Source organism: Coprococcus sp. HCN-4056 (assembly GCF_037892645.1).
In the GTDB taxonomy this organism is placed as follows: domain Bacteria; phylum Bacillota; class Clostridia; order Lachnospirales; family Lachnospiraceae; genus Coprococcus; species Coprococcus ammoniilyticus.
Genome location: NZ_JBBKBL010000003.1, coordinates 340,945 through 363,817 on the forward strand (window position 1 = coordinate 340,945; position 22,873 = coordinate 363,817).

Annotated in this window: 18 protein-coding genes and 1 other RNA gene; 4 read left to right on the forward strand and 15 right to left on the reverse strand. The window is 41.8% G+C overall.

Annotated features, from left to right (window positions below):
* Nucleotides 1–80: 80 nt before the first annotated feature.
* Genes WKT03_RS06585 through WKT03_RS06595 form a run of 3 tightly spaced genes read right to left on the reverse strand, consistent with a single transcriptional unit; the run spans nucleotide 81 to nucleotide 3,305 of the window.
* Entirely contained in the window at nucleotides 81–1,235 is a 1,155-nt protein-coding gene (locus WKT03_RS06585) for an ABC transporter permease (RefSeq protein WP_173784121.1), read from the reverse strand.
* Nucleotides 1,222–2,355 carry an ABC transporter permease gene (locus tag WKT03_RS06590; protein WP_118484633.1) on the reverse strand — a complete coding sequence of 378 codons (1,134 nt, stop codon included), beginning with the start codon at nucleotides 2,353–2,355 and terminating at the stop codon, nucleotides 1,222–1,224. The genes WKT03_RS06585 and WKT03_RS06590 overlap by 14 nt, the downstream gene beginning before the upstream one ends.
* Before the next feature lie 11 nt (nucleotides 2,356–2,366).
* Nucleotides 2,367–3,305, reverse strand: a complete 939-nt coding sequence (locus WKT03_RS06595; protein ID WP_226801119.1) for an ABC transporter ATP-binding protein — start codon at nucleotides 3,303–3,305, stop codon at nucleotides 2,367–2,369.
* Nucleotides 3,306–3,609: 304 nt separating this feature from the next.
* On the opposite strand from WKT03_RS06595, the gene WKT03_RS06600 reads away from it, so the two are divergent.
* Both WKT03_RS06600 and WKT03_RS06605 read left to right on the forward strand, forming a co-directional pair.
* The gene (locus WKT03_RS06600) at nucleotides 3,610–4,707 is read left to right on the forward strand and encodes a sensor histidine kinase (protein ID WP_118484635.1); all 1,098 of its coding nucleotides are present in this window, start codon (nucleotides 3,610–3,612) and stop codon (nucleotides 4,705–4,707) included.
* On the forward strand, nucleotides 4,704–5,327 hold the full coding sequence (locus WKT03_RS06605) for a response regulator transcription factor (protein WP_117808759.1): 624 nt from the start codon (nucleotides 4,704–4,706) through the stop codon (nucleotides 5,325–5,327). The genes WKT03_RS06600 and WKT03_RS06605 overlap by 4 nt, the downstream gene beginning before the upstream one ends.
* Nucleotides 5,328–5,372: 45 nt before the next feature.
* Here WKT03_RS06605 and WKT03_RS06610 read toward each other — a convergent pair whose 3' ends face one another.
* Together WKT03_RS06610 and WKT03_RS06615 are read right to left on the reverse strand one after the other, a co-directional pair.
* Nucleotides 5,373–8,012: a YfhO family protein gene (locus tag WKT03_RS06610; protein ID WP_340391282.1), complete on the reverse strand. Its 2,640-nt coding sequence runs from the start codon at nucleotides 8,010–8,012 to the stop codon at nucleotides 5,373–5,375.
* 22 nt (nucleotides 8,013–8,034) lie between these two features.
* A complete protein-coding gene (locus tag WKT03_RS06615; RefSeq protein ID WP_118484640.1) occupies nucleotides 8,035–9,399 on the reverse strand; it encodes a cell wall hydrolase in 1,365 nt (454 codons plus the stop codon).
* Between the two features lie 383 nt (nucleotides 9,400–9,782).
* On the opposite strand from WKT03_RS06615, the gene WKT03_RS06620 reads away from it, so the two are divergent.
* A complete protein-coding gene (locus tag WKT03_RS06620; RefSeq protein WP_340391283.1) occupies nucleotides 9,783–10,502 on the forward strand; it encodes a pseudouridine synthase in 720 nt (239 codons plus the stop codon).
* 418 nt (nucleotides 10,503–10,920) lie between these two features.
* On the opposite strand, the gene WKT03_RS06625 is transcribed toward WKT03_RS06620, so the two are convergent.
* Nucleotides 10,921–11,634: a hypothetical protein gene (locus tag WKT03_RS06625; RefSeq protein WP_021943496.1), complete on the reverse strand. Its 714-nt coding sequence runs from the start codon at nucleotides 11,632–11,634 to the stop codon at nucleotides 10,921–10,923.
* Nucleotides 11,635–11,818: 184 nt separating this feature from the next.
* On the opposite strand from WKT03_RS06625, the gene rnpB reads away from it, so the two are divergent.
* Nucleotides 11,819–12,169: RNase P RNA component class A (gene rnpB / locus WKT03_RS06630), an RNA gene on the forward strand.
* 192 nt (nucleotides 12,170–12,361) lie between these two features.
* On the opposite strand, the gene WKT03_RS06635 is transcribed toward rnpB, so the two are convergent.
* From WKT03_RS06635 to WKT03_RS06675, 9 genes are all read right to left on the reverse strand, one after another.
* A complete protein-coding gene (locus WKT03_RS06635) occupies nucleotides 12,362–13,363 on the reverse strand; it encodes a uridine kinase family protein (RefSeq protein ID WP_173784123.1) in 1,002 nt (333 codons plus the stop codon).
* A 70-nt stretch (nucleotides 13,364–13,433) separates the two neighbouring features.
* Nucleotides 13,434–14,168, reverse strand: coding sequence for a tRNA (adenine(22)-N(1))-methyltransferase (locus WKT03_RS06640; RefSeq protein WP_117808764.1), 735 nt, complete (start codon nucleotides 14,166–14,168; stop codon nucleotides 13,434–13,436).
* Between the two features lie 18 nt (nucleotides 14,169–14,186).
* On the reverse strand, nucleotides 14,187–15,320 hold the full coding sequence (rpoD, locus tag WKT03_RS06645) for an RNA polymerase sigma factor RpoD (protein WP_340391287.1): 1,134 nt from the start codon (nucleotides 15,318–15,320) through the stop codon (nucleotides 14,187–14,189).
* Between the two features lie 40 nt (nucleotides 15,321–15,360).
* Nucleotides 15,361–17,130 (reverse strand): DNA primase, encoded by a 1,770-nt coding sequence (gene dnaG, locus WKT03_RS06650; protein WP_340391289.1) that lies wholly within the window; start codon nucleotides 17,128–17,130, stop codon nucleotides 15,361–15,363.
* A 93-nt stretch (nucleotides 17,131–17,223) separates the two neighbouring features.
* Nucleotides 17,224–18,231 carry a deoxyguanosinetriphosphate triphosphohydrolase gene (locus WKT03_RS06655; protein ID WP_340391290.1) on the reverse strand — a complete coding sequence of 336 codons (1,008 nt, stop codon included), beginning with the start codon at nucleotides 18,229–18,231 and terminating at the stop codon, nucleotides 17,224–17,226.
* A gap of 122 nt (nucleotides 18,232–18,353) precedes the next feature.
* A complete protein-coding gene (locus WKT03_RS06660; protein WP_340391291.1) occupies nucleotides 18,354–19,106 on the reverse strand; it encodes a YesL family protein in 753 nt (250 codons plus the stop codon).
* Between the two features lie 132 nt (nucleotides 19,107–19,238).
* Complete coding sequence (locus tag WKT03_RS06665) at nucleotides 19,239–20,108, reverse strand: carbohydrate ABC transporter permease (protein WP_340391292.1); 870 nt, start codon at nucleotides 20,106–20,108, stop codon at nucleotides 19,239–19,241.
* A complete protein-coding gene (locus tag WKT03_RS06670) occupies nucleotides 20,109–21,053 on the reverse strand; it encodes a carbohydrate ABC transporter permease (protein ID WP_117823277.1) in 945 nt (314 codons plus the stop codon).
* A gap of 104 nt (nucleotides 21,054–21,157) precedes the next feature.
* Complete coding sequence (locus WKT03_RS06675; RefSeq protein WP_117823275.1) at nucleotides 21,158–22,594, reverse strand: ABC transporter substrate-binding protein; 1,437 nt, start codon at nucleotides 22,592–22,594, stop codon at nucleotides 21,158–21,160.
* Between the last annotated feature and the right edge of the window lie 279 nt (nucleotides 22,595–22,873).

Here is a 22,873-nt window from a genome sequence, read left to right on the forward strand (position 1 = left end):
TTTCCCATTTTGTTTTATATATCGATTTCCAGATATGTTTCCTTCACAACAGGAATACCGCTTCCATTTTTTAGATATTTTCACGCCACCAGGCGGTGGTTTCTGGCACGGTCGATCACAATTGCGATCGTGATGATGGCGGCTGCAAAGAGCACCTCGATTCCCATATATACGAATGCTTCCGATGGTATCTTTGCCTCATAGTCCAGAAGATCAACAACTTTGACATACCAGTAAGCCGGAAGAAAATGTGCCAGCTTAATGACCCCTGCTCCAAGGAATTCCACCGGAACAAAGATGCCGGACAGGAACGCCATACCAAGGGACACTATATTGCCGATCATACTGAAACCTTCCTCGTTTCGGGCAATCTTACTTGCAAGAAAGGCAAGTGCCATGGCTACAAACATGTAGCAGACCATATTTAGCAGATTCCCAAGTCCTGCTGCCGTAAACATTTCTTTTCTGAATACAAAGCATCCTCCAACCGCAAATACAGCACATCCAAGAAATCCTGTTACGATCGTTCCAAGAAGGATTTCTTTTGTCATATTGGAATATTTATATGCCGAGCTTGCGATCCGTTCTCTTAATTCTTTTTTGTCATATACGATCAATACCGGACTTACACCTTCGATCATCATGACCACAAATATCCATCCCAGATAACTGAAAAATGTATATCTCGTACTATGTTTTCCGCCATGGTCTTCGCTTGTCATTGTTACGTTCGTTCTGATCTGAAACAGTTCATTTACCTGAGCTGCTGCCTCCGCCCGGTCATATCCGGCTGCAAAATATGCATTCAGATAAGAGATGTATTTATTCACGCCCGATTCAAACAGTTCCACCTTGCTCCGGTTCGGAATTGCAACGATCTCGATATAATCGGACAGATCTTCCTTATCCAGATGATCCGCATAACCCTTTTTAATGCGGACGATACAGTCTGTATTCCGGTTAAACAGACTGTCCTGCATCGCTTCCGTTGTATCTGTTTTTAATTCAGCATGTTTATGTGCATGATCCAGATACGAAAACAGTTCTTCACTTTCTGCCGTCTGGTCATAATCAAACCAGGCGAATTTACACTTCATGCTTTTATATTCATCTTCTGTTTTACCGGAATTTGGCAATATAAATCCAAATATAATGCCTGCAAAGATCCCAATATACATCAGCATTGAGCCTTTTTTCTTATTTAAGATTTTAAAATAGGATTTAAACACTTGCATATTTGTTCCTCCTTAAGACCAGAATACTCGCTCCAAGCAGACAGACAGCCATACCGGTTAAGATCAGGATATTTCTGAAATAACGATCGTAATTATCGTATACATTGAGTGCATAAAGGCAGTCCGTTACCAACACTGCCGGATTGATCCGGTTCAGAATCGGAAGTTTATCTTCAATACTGTTTTTAATTCCATGAACCATCAGATCCGCCATAAAAGAGAACGTCAGGCTGGCCGCTACCGCAATTCCAATCTTTCCTCCATATGAGCATTTTGACCAGGAACCAAGCAGCATTCCCCCGGCAATACCGATATTACATGCAATAAAAAGCACCAGTAAAATAGCCGGATATTTCGTACCAAACTGTACACCGAACAGCCGCATATAGATCACAGTGATAACCTCCGCGGCAAACTGAACCAGCAGTAATGCCAGATACTCCGCCAGAACAGTCACAAGTTTAGGATTCGGTGACAGACAACGACGCATTCCAAGCGCACTTTCATTTGCCTGCAGCTTGTGCATTCTTGTGATTCCGGCAAAAGAAGAAAACAGACAGCTCATAGCAAGCACTGCATAGAAATAATTATAATACTCATTCTGGCATCCGTCCGATGTAGAAATCTCTTCATAATATACCGCATCACTCTGCACTGCCTTCTGAATGATCTCCGATGCAGCCTCCGGATCCTTCTGCATCAGATTCAGATACATCTGTTCCATCTGCTTATACTGATTCAGGATTGATTCCAGTATCGACTCCTTGATGTCACTCTGCCTCACTGTCAGGCTCGCATCCGATGTATAGATCACACCGGTCACTTCTTCATCATTTAACTTTTGAAGCGCTTCTTTCTCGTTGAGCACCTCCATGTCGATCCGTTTATCTTCGCCGTCCATGGAGAGCGTAGACAGCACCATCATAAGTGCTGTATCGTTCTCGCCATCCCTCACAACCGCAACCGGGATATCTTTAAACATTTCATCCTTTTCCATGATATTCCCAAATGCCATGTACATGAATGTGAATAATGCAATCGGAAACAATATCGTCCAGAACAGTGTATCTTTTCCTTTTATCAGCATTTTACCTGCATATTTAAAATTATGCCAAAACATATCCACCCCTCCTAATCCCGAAGCGTCTTTCCGGTGATCTCAAGGAACACATCGTTCAGACTCGGAAGCTCGGTATATACTTTTCCAAATAATACCGCATGCTCCTTCATATATTCCATAACCCGGATCAGATTGTGATTTCCACCGGAGTAGATCAGTTTCAACATTCCATCCTGGTATGAACTGTCATACACATGCGGAAGCTGTCTCAGCTCCAGCAGTTGTTCATCTGTCAGTGCCGGAGCTTCTATGAAGATACTCTCCGTCTTCTTTATCATTTTTTTCAGTTCTTCCTTCGTGCCAAGAGCGACCTTTTGGCCTTTATCCATGATCAATATACGGCTACAGATCTGTTCTACCTCTTCCATATAATGAGAAGTGTAGATGATCGTTGCACCCTTCTTATTAAGCTCCACAATTCCCTCTAAGATCTTGTTCCGACTCTGTGGGTCTACCGCCACCGTCGGTTCATCAAAAAAGATCAGCTTCGGTTTGTGTGCGATTCCACACGCAATATTTAATCGTCTGAGAAGTCCTCCTGACAGCTTTTTCGGCAGGAACTTCTTATAGTCCTGAAGCTCGACAAATGCGATCGCATCCTCTACATACTGTTTTCTCATCTTTTTATCCCTGATATACAGTCCACAGAAATAATCAATATTCTCATATACCGTCATTTCGTCAAATACAGCCACATTCTGCATTACAACACCAATCTCCCGTTTCAGATCGTAGCTCGTCGATGTCATCTTCTTACCAAATACCCGGACATCGCCCTGATCATATGTAAGCAGCGACAAGATACAATTGATCGTCGTCGTCTTGCCCGATCCATTCGGTCCAAGCAGACCGAAGATCTCGCCCTCTTTTACCTCCAGATCAAAGTGTGATAATGCCACAAAATCTTTATATCGTTTCACCAGATCTTTTACTTCAATCGCATATTCCATAACTGTCTCCTCATTCATTTTCTATTCGGATGCTATCGTTTCTTCCGGCATCGCACCTGAAACCCATCGCATGTTTTCTATGTTATGCTGTCATTCTACCATACCAGGACAATTCTGTTCAGTGCCAATCTTCACATCCATAATATGACATTTGTCACATTCTTTTAAAATCCGGAGTTTTTCAACTGTAGTCAATTGACGCTGTATTTTTCAACAGGTATACTAATATCGTCACTTATGAATCCGATCCGGTTCACGCAATTACCTGACCCTCGCGTGACCGGTCCATATACAAGGGGAAGTTATGAAGCAAATTCTGACACGACTGCTTATATTTGCAATATGCTGTATTATGTGTATTCACACTTTTTCGATATCCACACACAGCGTAATATATATCCTGCTTACGATCATTCTAGCCTTTGGCACGATGCTGATTGCTGACAGACTCTCACCTGCATCTCTGACTCTGATCCATGCAGGCATATTTATTCTGTGCTGTATGATTCCTGAACTTGTTGTATTTCTTCCGCTTTTCTGCTTCTATCTGAGCAGACGGCCGGTCTGTTATACTGCTCCCATCGGGATCCTTGCTATCATTCTGGCTACAACAAAATTTTCTGTAGAAACACTTCTTTTAATATGTGTTCTCTGCCTGTGCAGCATGTTATACGGATATCTGACCACAGAGCTTGCCACCCTTCATCAACAGATGAAGCACCTTACAGATACATCAGAGACAAATGAACTTCTGGCAAAAGAACGAATCCGTATGATCCGGAAGGAACAGGATAACAGGATCTATACTGCAACCCTGAAAGAGAGAAATCGTATCGCCAGAGAAATCCATGATAATGTCGGTCACATGCTCACCAGATCCATTCTCCAGGTAGGTGCAATCCAGACGATCAACAAAGAACCAATCCTTACAAATCCGCTTTCTGATCTCCGCACTACGCTGGATACTGCCATGAACAGTATACGATCAAGTGTCCACGACCTTCACGATGAATCCATTGATATGGAAGCTGCCATTCAGGATATGTTAAATGATATAACAGGCTTTCATACTTCATTTGAATATGATATGAGCAACATTGTTCCAAAGGATATCAAGTACTGTCTTATCAGTATTGCCAAAGAAGCGATCACAAATGCTGTAAAGCACAGTAACGGCGATCAGCTCTCGATTCTGATCCGGGAACATCCGGGGTTCTATCAGTTGACGATTCATGACAATGGAACAGACATTCACCTTACAGACACCCCTGGTATCGGACTTACCAACATCCGGGAACGAGTCCAATCCTTATCCGGTACTTTACAGATCACAACCAATTCCGGATTCCGCCTGTTTGTCAGTATTCCAAAGCATACACAAAAAGGAGATAGAACTGCATGAATATTATAATTGTTGATGATGATGCATTTGTCAGCGCATCATTAAAGATCATCTTAGAATCCTACTCAGATATTACCGTACTTGCGACCGGAGCAAATGGTCACGACGCCATCTCCCTGTACGATACTTACATCCCCGATGTTCTGTTAATGGATATCCGTATGGAGGGCATGGATGGTCTGACCGCATCGAAAGAGATCATCACCGGACACCCTGACGCAAAGATTCTGTTACTTACTACCTTCGCCGATGATGACTATATCATCAAAGCCATCCGGACCGGCGCAAAGGGATACATCTTAAAACAAGATTTCGAGACAGTTGCATCTGCGATCACCGCCGTACACAACGGACAAACTGTTTTTGGAAATGAGATCATGAACAAGATCCCTACCCTGTTACAGGCTGAAGATCGTTTTGATTATCCGTCCTACAATCTGACAGAAAAAGAATTTGAACTGATCCGGCTGATTGCCGATGGTCTGAATAACAAAGAAATTGCAGAGCAGCTCTTCCTCTCGGAAGGAACCGTCCGCAATTATCTCAGTAATATCCTTATGAAGCTTGACCTGCGCGACCGCACTCAGGTTGCCTGTTTTTATTATAAGAATTTATTATAATCTGTTTTCAAAATCTGCATTTTATAAACAAATAATTTATGTCCATTATTTATCGGATGATTTTTTTCGACGGATAATCAAATATCCTGCCAATATTAATATTCCAATCGCAGACAGACATATACCCGCCATCAGATATGGTGTATGATAGGTCAGTGTAATCACATGTTCCCCTGCTTCTACCGGAACGCCCATCAAGCCGGTTCCAATCTTTACAGGAGCTACCTTTTTCCCATCTACAGCAGCCGTAAAGCCTTCATTGTACGGAACCGCCAAATACAGGATTCCAGCCTTGTCCGCTGTTATATGCCCATTTAAGCAATTGCCGTCATACCCATCAAATTCCATTGTATTCTTTAACACATACTCTTTAAATGCCTGAACCGTTTCCTCATTTATCGCATACAAGGCAACTGTCTTTATGCCCGACTCATTCCTAACAGCAGCCGTAGCAAACCGCAGCTTAACCTCATCTCCGGCATTTACATTTCCAATATGTATCATGCCTGCTGATTCCGGATAAACCGAACTCACAACCTGCTGATCATTCACATAAACATCAACACCCTGCAGTCTTGTGTCCGAACACTCTACATACAGATCCTCTGCCTGTTCTGCTTTATAGGAAACTATCATGGAGGTTGCAATATCCGCCTGAGCTGTATAAGCATAGACACCATCGCCCTGCTTTGCTGCATCCAGACCGGTAAATGAGATCATATCATCTGTAAGAGTCTTCTTCTCAAACAGATCTGAAAGCTCCGGCTGACCCATTCCAAGCATTACCAGTTCATTCTGATTTTCGGCTGCACTCTTCTCTCCACTCCAGTTCAGAATGTCCTCATCCAGAAGGAAGCCCATCCCTGCAAGAGCATCCGCCTCATACAGATATCCATATGTTCCATCCGGTGCTGCCACCATATGATATCCACCTGCTGCTCCTAATTCATTTGTCATAATATACCGGACATTATACATCAGTGCTGTAACCGGAGTCGTTCTTCTGTAGGTATACTCTATATTCTGATAATGTGATAATCCAAGACTAGCAAAGGAATCAATGGCAGAACCATTTGCCATGGAGGAATAGCAGTTTGTATTTGATAACTGCAGATTATCATAGGAATACAATGCCGTCTTACGTTCTCCGGCTTCCAGATCACATTCTGCATATGCTGTTTCCCTGGATGTCTGTTTTATATCATCTGTAAGACTTCTGTTATTTCCCTTTGCACTCAGTACATAGCTGCCATTTAACACCAGCTCTATGATCCAAAGGCTGACCACCCATATATAAAAGGTCTTCCATTTGATGCTTTTCCGGAGTGCAAAGACAAACAAACCAAAATAAGCAACGATAAATATGAGTACCGCTACATAGGAATTTGGATTTGTTTCATCGCGATTGAAGAACAGCTCCAGCAGAAACAATACAAGGCAGCTTCCAAATGCTACTCCTGCCTGCCACATCCAGATCTTCTTTATATTCAACAGACATACATAGGCTGCCCCAAGCAGCAAAAATGTCCAGATAAATGCAAAACGATTTCCCATACCGTGTGTGACTGCGAATCCATGAAGCACATAATTCAGTCCTGCCTGATTCATTGCAAATGCAAGAAATATCAGAACTGTCAGATACCGGAGCTTCCAGGTCCATTCTATCTTCTTCATAAAGAACAACAGGATCACCAGCAATACAATCAGTGTGCCGCAATAATTATTATGATTAAACAGATTGCCTGTCGTCACCTTATTCAACGGGTAAAATGAATTGATAAAATTACCGATATTACCAAGCTGATACCACGGCAGCTTATCATCCATACTTCCTGCCCCGGACAAATGCAACACTGCATAAAAAGCAGGAACCAGTACCACACCTGCGATCATCCCTGCGATAACGGACCAGATCAGAAACCGGAGAATCCCCCTGCCAAATTCACGAAGAGTTTTCCAGTCCTGTAACAGGAAATACAGCACGATAAACAGGCACAGATAAAAGGCAAAATAAAAATTCACGATAAATCCAACCGCAAGCAGCACTGTATAAGCAATCTTTCCCTTACCGGCAGCCATCCGTTCTACTGCGATCGCAAGAAACGGTACAAGGATCAGACCATCCAGCCAGATTACATTGTGCTCATATACCAGCACAAATCCGCACAGTGCATACGACAGAGACAAAACAATTTCAACTGCTGTCTGCCAGCCACGACCAGTTTCTTCATCTGCATACCGTTTCAACTCTGTACGTCTGAAAAAATACAGTCCCGAAGGAGCAAGCAGAGAAGCTTTGACAACGATCATAATAACCATTGCCAGCTCCACATGTCCGGATCCGCATATTACTGCTATGATATTAAACGGGCTCATACAGTAATAAAACATATTTAAAAGCATGTCCATTCCCAGACCATGATCCCACAAAAAGGTACTTTTATCTCCGGAATGCAGCCATTCCAGAAAGGTCTGCAGCATTCCTGTATACTGATCATATGCATCCTGATACAGAAAGCTGTGGCTTCCAAATGGATACTGTCCGTTTATTATCATATTTACAATATAAAAGCCCAGACAAAACAGAAACAACAGAAGGTACATCATACCATGCATGTACCTTCTGTTCTTCTGAGTTGTCTGAGCATCGTTATAATTATCTTTTACATTCATCTGCCTCAACATATCTCTTACATCCATTCACTTATTAATAAAAACAATGATTTCCAATAACCGTATAATCGGATAAGGAATCCGTATCAATATAATTCACATTCAAGAAACTCATAAAAGATCCAATATTATTATTTCCTGCTAATGCATCATCTGCAGCCTGCTGTGCAGTAGACAGCGGTCCGTTCTGCAGATATCCCTGCATCACACTTCCGGTTGCCATCGGAAACTGATTTGGTGCATAAATTACAGATGAGATTGAATTGCCCCAGCTACCACTCTTTACACGATTCAGAACCACATTTGCAACTGCAAGCTGACCTTCGTATGGCTCATATCCAGCTTCCATGCTGACCAGACAGGCAAGCAGATAAGCATCATCATACTGAGATGGATCTACAGAAGATGCTTCTGTCGTCGCTTCCTCTGTTGTTGGTGCTTCTGTAACAGGTTCTTCCGTTGTCGGAGCCTCTGTGGTCACCTCTTCTGTCGTCGGTGTTTCTGTCGTATCGTCCGTTGTCGGCTCATCTACTGACATAACCTCAGGTTCTGATGCTTCTTCAGATGCAACCTCTTCTTCTGCAGATGCAACTTCTATTGTTTTCTGTGTCTCTGCATCAACCATTGCTGTATAATCATCGATTGTCATTGCGTACTCATAAGACTCTGCAACTGTGATATAATCTGCTGCTATGTACCCGGTAACATCATTTGCCAGTGTTACCTGAACCCAGTTCTTATCCTGTTCCTCTACAGGAAGAACCGTATCCTTTGCTACCAGCTCAAGAATATCAGAATCTGTTGACTTCTCTGCACGTACACGGACGGTATCATCCGTTACTGTTCCAAGCACTTTCTTATAATCTGCCGCATATGTCTCTGCATCCTTACCGGTCAGAATATAATCCCTGTTTACATATCCCGTTACATCACCGGAGGAAATTTTCACCCAGTCACCATCTGTTTCCAGAACATCACCTACATTACCATCAAACAGCTTTCCAACAATATCAGAATCCGTCGATGCTTCCTTACGGATATTTAATGTATCGTCAATCTTGGCGATAAATTTACCATCAAATTCGGACTTCTCTTCTGCTTTTGCTACTACTGTCTTCTTCTGTGCTGCCTTCTTGGTTGTACTATTGTTCTGATGTGCAGTCGTATCGACAGAAGCAGTCTCTTCACTGGTTGTCTCCACTTCAACAGTCTGAATGGTCTGACTGTTCAGGTAAGCAGGGTTGTGATCCAACGCCTCCCCATACTTAACAACAAGTCCGATTCCTGCTACCGTAACGACCGTAGTTGCTGCTACAAGCAGATTACGTTTCATATATCTATAACTGAATAAACCTCTTCTCATATGGGAAAAACGATTATTTTTTCTGTTAATTCTCATCTTTTCGTACCTATTTATTAAAAACCATGACAAAATGTTACATTTCTGTTAAAAATAATACTCTAATTTTGATTTCATGTCAATACGCATATGTCCCCCACATCAACTTTTTATAGTAAAATGTATTAATTTTTTGTGAATAAACAAAGGATTTTTTTGTTTATTTTATATAATCTGCTGTAATATTACTTTGTAATCACACACTTAACATTTCCGTCATAATTACAGATTTATTATAACATTTTCGCACAATACCAGCCATATTCTGAAATTTACTGAATTTATTCCACAGCAACGAAAAATCCATGCTATAATGGTGAAAAATCGTCAGCCAGCAGGCATGGTTTTAGACTCAACAAATGAACAAAAGGCAGGTAACAGCTATGCGAATTGATAAATTTCTGGCAAATCAGGACATCGGCTCCAGATCCCAGGTAAAACAATATATTAAAAAGGGAATGATATCAATAAATGGAACGGTCTGCAAATCTCCTGAACAGAAGATTGATGAAAATACAGACCAGATTTCTTACAACGGAACGGTTATTGGCTATCAAAAGCACCACTATTACATGCTGAACAAACCGGCAGGCTGTGTCAGCGCAACCAATGACAATCTGCACACAACCATTCTGGATCTGTTAAAAGGTTCTGTTTCTGTAAAAAATCTGTTTCCTGTCGGCAGACTGGATATTGATACAGAAGGGCTGCTGCTCATCACAGATGATGGAGAACTGTCCCACAATCTCTTATCCCCATCCAGGCATGTAGCAAAAACATATTTTGCCCGTATCGACGGGCTGGTAACAGAAGAACATATCAAAGCATTCAAGGCAGGTCTGGATATCGGAGATGATAAGCCAACCAAGCCGGGCACTCTGGTCATAAAAAGCACCAATCCTGATACCAGCACCTCTGAAATTCTTCTGACGATCACCGAAGGACGTTACCATCAGGTCAAACGCTCCTTTGAAGCCCTCGGCATGAAAGTCACCTACTTAAAACGCCTGTCCATGGGTAATCTGGCATTGGACGAAGCCCTCGCTCCCGGCGAATTCCGCGAACTGACAGAAACCGAGTTACAGGCATTAGTCCGAAAATAACCACTTAACAATATGTGATTATAAATCAATACGCACCGACCGACAGAAGAATAACGATCCAGGCTGACATCGATTTCCAAAGAGAATGATCTAATACAGAAAATCTTTTTAAATTAATTTTATGCAGATATTGTTATTCTTGATAAACCACACAGGGGGATCTGCTTCAGACACAAACAACCACTATAATATGACATCAGCGAGGATTTCGAAATGAGATGCACATTGCCAGTAAATGCGGGCGCTTGTTCGAGCCAAAGGCGAGTTAGCGCAGGAGCATTTACGAATCGGGCATGTGCAACGAATCGAAACCACAGCGAGTCATTTATAGTGGTTGTTCGTGTCTGAGGGAGATTCCCCGTACATATTTTTAACAAATAACAATATCCGCATAAATTACAAAAAAAGATTTTCCGTATCAGATCATCCCCTTGATGTACAGAATGCTGCTTGTAATTCTTCCGCCGGAATGTTTTACATAATCACGGTACTCTTCGTAGCTGATGTAGTATTTCTTACCCCATGAAGAAACGATCAGGTATTCATGACCTGCTATTTCCTCTACTCCTGTCACAACAACAAAATGGCTGTGAACATTTTTCTTCATGGAAGCAAGCATCCGCCCATCCTTTTCCACATACATATGGATTCCTTTATTTCCAAATACATTTGGTATATTCGGACCAATTGATAATACAACCGGCTTATTTTTACGGATCAAATGCCTGATCTGTTTCATCATTTCCTCATCAGATAAAAACAGTCTCCATCTGGCACGAAGTCCAATATCATTCAGCATAAAATAACGGTTCAATGTATTCATTATCGTCACGCCTGTCATTCCTTTATACCACAGGAAAAATACATAATGCTTATAGAACCATTTCACATATTCAAGGTAATCATTTTTGTTATAAAGTCCCTTCGGCTTGTTGATCTTGCGGATTGCATCTGTCATAAGTCCGGGATTCTGTTCTGCAAGATAGATGGATATATCCGCCAGTGCGATCACTCCGCATCCTACCTTCTGCATCTTCTTGCTCTTGCACCATGACTGATTACCACCATAGCTGATCGTATTCATGTTTTTTATTCTGATATAATCTTTATTTAACAGATAATTATTCTCCATATTATTCACCCTCTTATATCAAATCTTTGATAATACTTATTATCAGGCTTCTATAGAGAGATTATAACACCCATCTCCATTCACTTCAACCATTTTTTATACCATGAGAAGTAGTTTTAAAAACCATGTTTCTGTTTCTATATTTTCCCCTTTACTTTTCGTCCCTATTCTGCTATAAAAGTAATGAGCTGGACAAGTGATCGCGGCTGTCATATGACAGGTGAGGAAAGTCCGGGCTTCACAGGGCAGGGTGCCGGATAACGTCCGGTGGAGGAAACTCCCAGGCTAGTGCAACAGAAATAAACCGCCATATATATGGTAAGGGTGGAAAGGCGAGGTAAGAGCTCACCGCTGCTTCTGGTAACAGAACAGGCTCTGTAAACCCCACTCGAAGCAAGACCAAAAAAGCAGCTTCGGCTGTGAGACAAATGGCTGCCCGTCAAGTCTCAGGTAGGTCGCTTGAGCTTTATGGCAACATAAAGCCTAGATAGATGATCACTCTCGACATAACCCGGCTTATCGTCCAGCTTTTATATTAAGCAACGATAAATGGGCTGGCTATATATGTATTTCACAGAACACTCGCGTTCTATTTTCTACGTAACGGTTCTAAACTCTCCGCTTTTCAAGCGGCTCGCTAAGTACCGACGTAGAAAAAGGTCTGTTTCATACATATATAGCCAGCCCATTTATCTGTTCATTAACTTATACAAAGTGAGAATCATCCTCAGACTTTAAAACAGCCTCCACCGATAAACTCGCGTAAGATAGAGTTTAGTGGTACGACAGTTTCTTCCAATGGAAGAAACCGATCAGTCAGCTCTTTTAACCGAAGGACATCTGAATAATATGGAGACGTTTCTTCTACTGCCATCAACAGTGGTTCAATATGTTTTTTCAGCACAGAATATTCATACAACAATCCGGAATTAAACATCACATCCGCATTGTCTTCATATGGGAATATATACCGTTCCTCTCCCTGTCTGACGGATTGCCACATTGAAAGAGTTCGTTCTATGTCATGGCCACGGGTTCGGTTATCCCGGACGATCCGGCGGATCAGCCGGCTGTCCAGCGTAGAAATCTTATCCTCTGATCCAATCATAAGCTGATTCAATGGACTGATATAGATTTTATATTTATCCTCATCTGAAAGTGCATATGACATTTTGGGATTCAGTGAATGGATTCCCTCCAGAATCAAAACATCCTGAGTCCCTATACGCAAATTATCCCCTTTGTACAGTCTTCTGCCATTCATAAAATCAAATTCCGGCAGTTCAACTGTCTGTCCGCATAACAACTGATTCATATCATGATTCAGTAATTCTACATCCAAAGCTTCCAGACATTCGAAATTATAATTTCCATTTTCATCCTTTGGATTATCTTCCCGATTGATAAAATAATTATCAACTGCAATCGGATGCGGATGCAGTCCAAGTGCACAAAGCTGTATACTAAGCCGGTGTGAAAATGTCGTCTTTCCGGCAGAGCTTGGTCCTGCGATCATCACAATCCTTTTTTTCTCTCTGCGGATACTTCTGGCTATATCATAGATCGCATTCTGCTGCATGGCTTCACATACAAGGATCAATTCCGTGCCTTTCCCTGCTTCTACGATCTCATTGATCTTTTCAACCGAATCAGCCCCTACACGGACTGCCCATTTCTTTGCAAGCTCTTTTAAAGTCAGCACGCTGTTATGTACCGCTTTTTCGCTCATATTTCTAATAAACCTCCAAAACCCTTCTGTCAACAAAGGCCACTGATGATCATATCATCCACGATCTCTGTCATCCATCTATGCCATATACCTGCTTCAAAACTGCACAAATGGTCTTTTGTTCTGCTTTTACTGTCTTCAGCCGTTTTGCCGCATTCTCCGTATTCTTACCACTTAGGCTGTTGATCAGCCCGGCCGTTGTATCCCGCCGTTTTACCAGCCACGACCGTAAAACCGGATCTTTCTTTCGTAACAGGCTTCCACCATACATATAGCACCAGTCATCAGCAAGCTTTGAACAATCATATTCATCCTTCTGCACCATCTCATGAACCCTTACATCCAACAGGTTATAATATTTTCCGGCGTCGATCAGCATCTGTTCATCTGCAAGATGATATCCTTTTTCTGCCAGATATCGTCTGACCTTTTCAATATCCGACTGTGGTTGAAGCACAAGCTGATCACAACGTGTAACCACCTCTTCGCCGCGTTCCAGAATGTCGATCATCAACATACCGCCCATTCCAGCCAGAACAACAGCGTTTACCTCGCCCGGCACAATTGTATCAAGCCCGTCACCCATACGAATCTCAATCTGATCCGACAGGTTCATTGCTTCAATATTCCGTTTTGCTATCGCAATCGGTCCCCGTCTGACATCGGATGCGATCACCCGTTTTGCTCTGCGCTGTTCTACCAGATATATCGATACAAATGCATGATCGCAGCCGATGTCTCCGACTGCATCACACGGCTGTATCATATCTGCAACCGACTGCATCCGTTTCGACAGTTCTATCATATGCTCTCCATCCCTATTTTAGTATATATAATCTCTCAGTTTTCTGCTTCTGCTTGGATGTCTGAGCTTCCGAAGAGCCTTTGCCTCGATCTGACGGATACGCTCTCTGGTTACATTAAATTCCTTACCAACCTCTTCCAGTGTTCTTGCTCTTCCATCTTCCAGACCAAAACGAAGGGTAAGTACCTTCTTTTCACGTTCGGTCAGCGTATCAAGTACCTCAACCAACTGTTCCTTCAATAAAGTAAATGCAGCAGCATCTGCCGGAACCGGCATATTATCATCCGGAATAAAATCACCCAGATGGCTGTCTTCCTCCTCACCGATAGGTGTCTCCAAGGATACAGGCTCCTGTGAAATCTTCAGGATCTCACGTACACGCTCAACCGGGATATCCATAACCTCTGCAATCTCCTCCGGCTGTGGCTCCCTGCCAAGTTCCTGTAATAACTGTCTGGATACACGGATCAGCTTGTTGATCGTTTCTACCATATGAACCGGAATACGGATTGTTCTTGCCTGATCTGCGATTGCTCTTGTAATTGCCTGACGGATCCACCATGTTGCATATGTGGAGAATTTATAACCTTTTCTGTAGTCAAATTTTTCTACTGCTTTGATCAGTCCAAGGTTTCCTTCCTGGATCAGATCAAGGAACAGCATGCCGCGTCCGACATAACGCTTTGCAATGCTGACAACCAGACGAAGATTTGCTTCTGCAAGCTTCTGCTTTGCCTGCTCATCTCCTTCTTCCATACGTTTTGCCAGTTCGATTTCTTCCTCAGCACTCAGAAGCGGTACTTTACCGATCTCTTTCAGATACATTCTGACAGGATCTTCAATACTGACCCCATCCGGTACAGAGATATCGATTTTATCTACATCTACATCCTCTTCCAGATCATCCAGCAGAAGTTCCTCATCGTCATCCTCTTCTGTGATCGTCAGAATATCTACATTGTGGCTCTCTAAAAATGAAAAGATCTGCTCCATCCGTTCCAGATTCAGCTCAATTTCTTTCGCATCATTAAAGTAACGGATGATCTCTGTGTCTTCAATTACCATCTTTTTCTTTTTTGCCATATCAAGCAGGCCCTGCAGCTTCGCCTGAAATTTCTCTTCAATCTGCTCTTTATTCTCTTTTGATTCCATAAATCATGATCCTCCATAAATATATAATAGTTTATCCATTCTATAAGGAAATATGCAGCTTTGTAAGATTCGCTTTGGCACGTATGAGGCTCTGCATCTCACTTATATCATTTGTCTTTGCCAGCTTATCTTCTATACTGCTTAAACTTATCTTTTTTACAACATCGGTCACTGCATTGTTAATTTCTTCCTGCGTCATATCAATTCCGATGTTCGTCTGAAGCATCTCTGCCACCAGCCGCTGTTCCTCCAACGACTCAAATGTCGTCACGATGCTCGCAGGCTCTACCCTGCCATTCTCCCGATACTGGGAATACAGCTTATCAGCAACCACCCGGTAAACACCATCTTCAAAGCAGGTTTCATCAATGATTCCATCCAGTTTCTGAAATAATCCCGGTTCGTTGACCATCCATGTCAGAAGCAGCTTCATTGGTTTATTCTTTGCCGGATCGGCAGCTCTGCTTTCATGCTCTGCCCGCCGTTCTTCCCGTTCTACAATCTCTGACCGTGGGACACCTGCAATTCCGTATTTGTGTACCAGATCTGTAAGGCCTGCCTTGTCAATATGGTATAGGTTCGATACCGCTTCTATATAATTATTACGCTCCAGCACTTCTTCTATCTGTGCCAGTCGTTTTGCTGTCTCATTGTGGAAGGAGGTTCGCTCCTCCGGATCGTTCAGATTGTATTGTTCCGACAGCATACGAACCTCAAACATGATCGCGCTTTCTGCATTTTTGATCCGCTCCTCAAAGGCTTCACTGCCAAGTGTCTGAATAAATTCATCCGGGTCCTTATGTGGCCGCATATTAATGACTCTCGCCGAGATACCTACTTCACGCATGATGGATATAACCTTCAGCGTAGCCGCAACACCTGCGCCATCGCTGTCATATGCCAGATATACTTCATTTGTATATCGCTTCAATATATTGGCATGTCCAAAGGTGAATGCAGTTCCAAGTGATGCTACCGCATTATCAAATCCTGCCTGATGCATGGATATGACATCCATGTAGCCCTCGCAGCAGATAAACCCTTTTCGTCGGCTCCTCCTGGCAATATTCATCGCAAACAGATTCCGGCTCTTATCAAATACAACTGTATCACTGGTGTTGATATACTTTGGTTTTCCATCACCCATGACTCGTCCGCCAAATCCGATCACCTTGCCATTGATATCCAGGATCGGTATCATCGCACGATTCCAGAACTTGTCCGATCCGCCATTTTTCTCATCGATCACGACCAGACCGGAATCCTTTAACTCTGCATCTGTATATCCTTTTCCTTTCAGGTAACGATACAGATCATCCCGGTAAATGTCTGCATATCCCAGACCGAACTGATTGATCGTTTCATCCGAAAGACCTCTGCCCTTAAAATACTCATAGGCTTTCTTTCCATGCTCTGTATGCCGCATGATATAATGAAAATATGCTGCTGCGGTCTTATTCATATCCCGAAGCAATATTTTATATTTCTCTCTTGATGCATCCTGTCCGGACTGATTGCTCTCCGGCAGCGTCATGCCTGCCTTATCCGCCAGATACTGTACAGCTTCCGGAAATGACATATTCTCATATTCCATGATAAATGTAAATACATTTCCTCCAGCTCCGCATCCGAAACAATGATACAACTGCTTGTCCCGGTCCACCTTAAAAGACGGTGTCTTTTCATGATGGAATGGACAACAGGCTTCAAACGTCCTTCCTTTTTTCCTGAGGCTGACATACCCCGATATCACATTCACAATATCATTTCTGGATATCACCTCATCTATCACTTCATCTGAATAGTACAACGACTACCCTTCCTTTCCAATTCAACTACTTTCTATCTATACGCCCATAAGCTTCTGTCCAAACACATCTTTCTTACGAATTGCAGTCTCATCTCAGACACCCTTCCATGCACCTGGAACATAGATCTCCTTAAATGTCTCGATCGCATAGTTGTCTGTCATCCCCGCTATATAATCACAAATCACCGTCGTAAGATCTTCACCCATATAGAGCATCTCTATACTCTCATTATTCAATCTCGACTGATCTTCCATGTAATAATCATATAATATCTCTAATAACTTTTCTGCTTTTACTTCCTCGCTCTTTGCCACCGGATTCGTATACAGATATTCAAACATATATCTGCGGAGAGCTGATAATGCATCTCCGATCTCCTCTGACATCTCAACTGTATCAGTACCATAGCTGGTATCAATCACGTCATGGATCAGACAATCCAGCCGATCTCTTGTATTGCTTCCAAGAGCCTTTACAATACTGATTGGAAGATCCGATTCTTTCATAATACCGCCACGGATGGCATCATCCATATCATGGTTCACATATGCGATCTTATCCGCCAGCCGGACAATCTTTCCTTCCAATGTTGCCGGTGTACAGGAGGTTTTATGATTCAGCATACCATCCCGAACTTCCCAGGTCAGATTCAGTCCTGCTCCTTTTTTCTCCAGTTTTTCCACCACACGCACACTCTGTTCATTATGCTGGAATGACCTGCCGGAGCATCTGGACAATGCCCGTTCTCCTGCATGACCAAATGGTGTATGTCCCAGATCATGACCAAGTGCGATTGCCTCTGTCAGGTCCTCATTCAGTCGAAGTGCTCTTGCGATCGTTCTTGCAATCTGCGCCACCTCAAGGGTATGCGTCAGTCTGGTTCTGTAATGGTCATCTCCCGGTGATAGAAATACCTGCGTCTTATGCTTCAGACGACGAAACGCCTTACAGTGAATGATCCGATCCCTGTCCCGCTGATAGACTGTCCGAAGATCGCACTGTTCTTCTTCCCGATCCCTGCCTCTGCTCTGATCACTGAATGATGCATAAGGACTCAGGATCTCATGTTCCTGTTGCTCCTGTTTTTCACGAATCAGCATATTTCACCATCCTCCATGGTCAACATAACGAATATAACAAAAAAGCCTGTACAATTTTATTATTCTACAGACTTTTTCTTTTTCCTTTATTTTATTTTGAAAGAATACAATTTGTTTTTCTTTTATTTTCCCTCTTCATCCACTGATTCCTGTTCATCCAGTTCAGCTTCCTTTGCCGCTTCTTCCGCAGCTTTTCTCTCCTTCTCTGCAGTGTCAATGATCCTTTGTTCATTCAAACGGAATATCTTACGCATCGTATGTGTTGTTCCCCACGCAATTGCTCCAAATAAAAGCAACAACCACATATACCAGATACTCACAAACACAACCGGATATTTCACACAGATAAATATTGGAACAAACCATGCGATAACGACCTTTACCCATGACCACAGATAAGTGATTGAAAGTACCATTGCATTTCTTACCGTGATACTCAACGTATTATTATACCTTGCAATTAATGGAAATAAAAACGGTACAACAAGTGCAACTAATACTACCTCAATTATAAGCACAAATGTATAAAATGTTGAAATAAATCCTGTCACCCGTTTGATCATAATATATTCAGCCAGCATAACAGCAACTGCAACGAGCAACAGCAAAAACGCAATCGTAGATTGTTTGAAACTACGCTTAAACTCATGAATGAAACCAGAAACAACAGTTTCCTCTTCATCTTCCTGAAGACGGATGCACATTGCATACATAGCAGTAAATGAAGCACCAATCGTAAAGATTGGAATGCATCCCACCACAAAGCAGATATTTAATGCAAACATTGTTCCAAATGCATCCATTGCGCGTCTCAGAAACGGTTCTTTATCCCTTCCGCTATTCTTGTTGTCTTGATTGTTTGTCATTTCATTCATCAAATTTTCCTCATAAACAAAAATATAGAGAACCTGCTACAGCAGCTTCTCCTCACTTATTCAGTATATATAATGTGGGTATCGATCGCCTATGGCTTCCGATACCTACATTATATTTTATAAAAGACCTATTTACTCCTTTACACCACCAAGTGCTACACCTGCGATAATGTACTTAGAAAGGAAGAAGTACATAACCAGAATTGGAAGTACTGTAGTGAAAAGTCCACAGTAAATCTGACCCCAGTCTCTTGACTTATCATTTGCCTTTAACGCTGAAACGTACATAGGCATTGTCTGCTTCTGTCTCTCTGTTGCAAGAATAATTGAAGGTGTATACAGGTTATTCCATGATGCAACGAATCCGAAGATCGCCTGTGTTGCCATAGCCGGTTTCAACAGCGGAAGTACAATCGTATTGAATGTATGAATTTCTCCCGATCCATCGATTCTGGCTGCTTCAACGATCTCAACTGAAAGACCTGTTTCCATGTACTGCTTCATGAAATAAACAGTAGTAGGAGCAGCGATTGCCGGAATAATCAGTGCTAAGAATGATCCGTATAAGTGTGTTAAGTTACAAATCTTAATGAAACCAACGATTGATACCTGCATAGGAATCATCATGATCGCATAAATAAAGCCCCATGCAATCTTCTTTAACTTGAAGTTATATACTGTAACTGCATAAGCTGTTAATGATCCGAAATAGATCTGCAATACTGTAGCCGGAACAGTAACCAATAAAGAGTTTAACATAGCCTGAAGTACGTTAACACCACTTGTTTTTTCACTACCTGCTAACAAACCTTTGAAGTTTGTAATAAATTCTCCACCCGGTATCAATTTAATACCTGTAACAATTTCTGTTGACTTTAAAGTAGAGTTAATGATCAAAATATAAAATGGCAATATTGACAGGAAACAAAGCAAGATACAAACGACGTATCTGACAATCTTGCCTCCTGATACTTTTGATTCTGTCTGATCCACTTTGTTCACCTACTTTCCATCCTTTGATGATTTTTCTGCTGTTAATTTGTAGAACAGTAAGCTGATAATCAGTGTGAATGCGAAAAGCATAACTGAATATGCAGCGGCTTTACCATAATCCTGTGTACCTCCGGCACTTACATACTTCTTAACCAGCATTACGACTGTTGTTGTTGAATTAACGGATGATCCACTGCCTGTTACAACTACAGGACCGCCCTCATTGAACAACTGAGGAATATCGTACATCTGTAAACCACCGATAGCTGATGTTACAAGTGTATACTGTAAGATCGGCTTTAACAATGGAAGTGTAATCTTGAAGAACTGCTGTTTAGATGAAGCACCATCCACGCTTGCAGCCTCATACAGGGATGGGTTAATACCTAAGATACCTGCACAAAGAACGATCATTGTGTTACCATACCACATCCAGAACTGAATGAAAGCAATGATGATCAATGATGCCCAGCCATGATTTAAGATACCACCCTTATCACACCAGCCAAGGTCTTTGAAAATAGTCGTGATAGGACCATTAACCTCGAACATACCGTAGAATAATACGGCGATTGTAGCTGCTGTAATAATGTTAGGCATATACATGATAACCTTGTAAATACCGCTTCCCTTTAACTTGATCTTGATGTCTGTAAACCATGCAGCAAGAAGTAAAGCCAATAAAATCTGTGGAATGAAGTTTAAGATCCACAGAACTACTGTTACCATTAATGACTGCCAGAACTCGCTACCAGTCTTTGCAAATACATAGTTTGTAAAGTTTCCAAGACCAACCGTCTCAGTTACATATCTACCATTTTTAGCGGAATAGATAAATGAATTATAAAAAGTATAAAGAAGAGGATACAGCTGAAAAACTAAGAATACAAGAAAGAATGGAATGAGAAAAAGTAAACCATATTTTCCATATTCAACTGTCTTATTCTTTTTCATTGTGTAAGAGCACCCCCTAAAAATTAATCGTTTATAGTACACACGCACCAGCAACTTTCATTACTGATGCGTGCAAATTGTGTTACTTAATCAGTTTTTAGGGATTATTCAGCTGAAATACCTAATTCTGATGCACACTTATCCTGGATATACTTAACAGCTTCATCAACTGATTTGTATGTTCCTGAATTGTATGCTGTAGAAGCTTCATCAATAAATGCCTTGATTGAAGCATCCTGGTATGTTAAGTTGCTGAGGTTAATACCTTCTGCTGATGCTGCCCATACTTCGATAGGATTCTGGCCACCAAGGAATTTAGCTGCTGCATTGTCAGCGCTAAGTTCGCCAGCGATAAGTCTAGCATTAGCTTCTTTGTTGTTTACACAGTCACCTGTCTGGTTTGTAATTTCAACACCTACGTCTGGATCACATGTTAATTCGTAAAGAAGGAATGCAGCTAACTCAGGGTTATTTGTATCCTTACCTACACATACATATGTACCGCCCCAGTGATAAGATGTAGGGCCTGTAACAGCTCCCCAGTTACCATCTGTAGCACCATTACCCTGCATTGAACCAATGAACCAAGGACATCCGAAGTAGCAGAATACCTTAGAATCATCCTTCATATCTGCTGCCCATGAATTATCCCACATAGATGTGTTGTTTGAATATTCACCATCGTAAATCTTCTTAGCTGTCTCAAGATACTCTGTAACTGACTTGTCAAGTGTAAGAGTTTCCTTTGAACCGTCATCTGTTACCCAAGGCTGTGACTGAGTATCCCAGATAGCATACTTAACATCAGGAGCACCAGACACGATCTTGTATCCAGCAGCCTTTAATGTCTCAGCTGTCTCGAAGAACTTATCCCATGAAGCAAGTGCTTCCTGAACCTTTGCAGGATCATCTGTTCCAAGAACTTTCTTAGCGATGTCTCTTCTGTAGTATACAGAACCTGCTGTTGCCTGCCATGTTACGCACTTAAGCTCGCCGTCTGTTGTACCATACTGCTTAGCGAAGTCGTATGAGTTAGCAAGCATCTCATCTGTGAAACCTAAGTCATACAGATTAGCTGTCTTTGAATCATCTTCTGACCAGTACTTAGCTACATCGTTATCAGCTGGGATAAGTGTAGGATACTTGTCTCCGCTTGTAAGAGCTGTATCAATAGCTGTCTTGTAGTCATCTGATGTTCCACCAAGACCAAGTGTTACGAACTCAACGTAATCCTTGTACTCTGGGAACTTGTCAAGAACAACGTTCAGCTTCTTTGAGAAATCTTCATCCCATGAATAAGCGTAGATCTTCTTGCTGTCATCCCATCCATCTGTACTAGGAGCTTCGATCTTAGCTGCTCCTGAAGCGTCCTCTGATGATGCTTCTTCTGATGATGCATCCTCTGATGATGCTGCCTCTGATGTTGCTTCTGATGATTTTGACTCTGTTGTTGAGTTATCTGTCTTGTCACCACAAGCAACAAGTGATAATCCCATAGCAAGTGCTAATGAAAGAGCCAATGCTTTTTTGATTTTTCTCACAAAAAAACCCTCCTTTTAAAATATGTGTGCTATTCCTTTCATTCATACTTCTGCGGATTGACATCTGCATCTGTATTATTTACTGGAATGCCTGCCACTTTTATACATGATCTGATTAACTTATCATTTACACAATATGTCAAACATGATTATGTATGTGGCTTTCTTAAGATATTATTGACAAATTTCCTTGTCAACATAGGCTTATTATAGGACATATTATCTAATTTGGCAAGCCCTTTTTTATTCTTTTTTATCTTTTTTGTACATTTTTAAATT

Excerpts from the sequence above, each read along its gene's own strand:
- WKT03_RS06640 (WP_117808764.1), bottom strand. The coding sequence starts at position 14,168 with ATGATAGAACTGTCGAAACGGATGCAGTCGGTTGCAGATATGATACAG.
- WKT03_RS06620 (WP_340391283.1), top strand. The coding sequence starts at position 9,783 with ATGCGAATTGATAAATTTCTGGCAAATCAGGACATCGGCTCCAGATCC.
- WKT03_RS06625 (WP_021943496.1), bottom strand. The coding sequence starts at position 11,634 with ATGGAGAATAATTATCTGTTAAATAAAGATTATATCAGAATAAAAAAC.
- WKT03_RS06615 (WP_118484640.1), bottom strand. The coding sequence starts at position 9,399 with ATGAGAATTAACAGAAAAAATAATCGTTTTTCCCATATGAGAAGAGGT.
- WKT03_RS06655 (WP_340391290.1), bottom strand. The coding sequence starts at position 18,231 with ATGCTGATTCGTGAAAAACAGGAGCAACAGGAACATGAGATCCTGAGT.
- WKT03_RS06605 (WP_117808759.1), top strand. The coding sequence starts at position 4,704 with ATGAATATTATAATTGTTGATGATGATGCATTTGTCAGCGCATCATTA.
- rpoD (WP_340391287.1), bottom strand. The coding sequence starts at position 15,320 with ATGGAATCAAAAGAGAATAAAGAGCAGATTGAAGAGAAATTTCAGGCG.
- WKT03_RS06585 (WP_173784121.1), bottom strand. The coding sequence starts at position 1,235 with ATGCAAGTGTTTAAATCCTATTTTAAAATCTTAAATAAGAAAAAAGGC.
- WKT03_RS06635 (WP_173784123.1), bottom strand. The coding sequence starts at position 13,363 with ATGAGCGAAAAAGCGGTACATAACAGCGTGCTGACTTTAAAAGAGCTT.
- WKT03_RS06595 (WP_226801119.1), bottom strand. The coding sequence starts at position 3,305 with ATGGAATATGCGATTGAAGTAAAAGATCTGGTGAAACGATATAAAGAT.
- WKT03_RS06590 (WP_118484633.1), bottom strand. The coding sequence starts at position 2,355 with ATGTTTTGGCATAATTTTAAATATGCAGGTAAAATGCTGATAAAAGGA.
- WKT03_RS06600 (WP_118484635.1), top strand. The coding sequence starts at position 3,610 with ATGAAGCAAATTCTGACACGACTGCTTATATTTGCAATATGCTGTATT.
- WKT03_RS06660 (WP_340391291.1), bottom strand. The coding sequence starts at position 19,106 with ATGAATGAAATGACAAACAATCAAGACAACAAGAATAGCGGAAGGGAT.
- WKT03_RS06670 (WP_117823277.1), bottom strand. The coding sequence starts at position 21,053 with ATGAAAAAGAATAAGACAGTTGAATATGGAAAATATGGTTTACTTTTT.
- WKT03_RS06610 (WP_340391282.1), bottom strand. The coding sequence starts at position 8,012 with ATGTTGAGGCAGATGAATGTAAAAGATAATTATAACGATGCTCAGACA.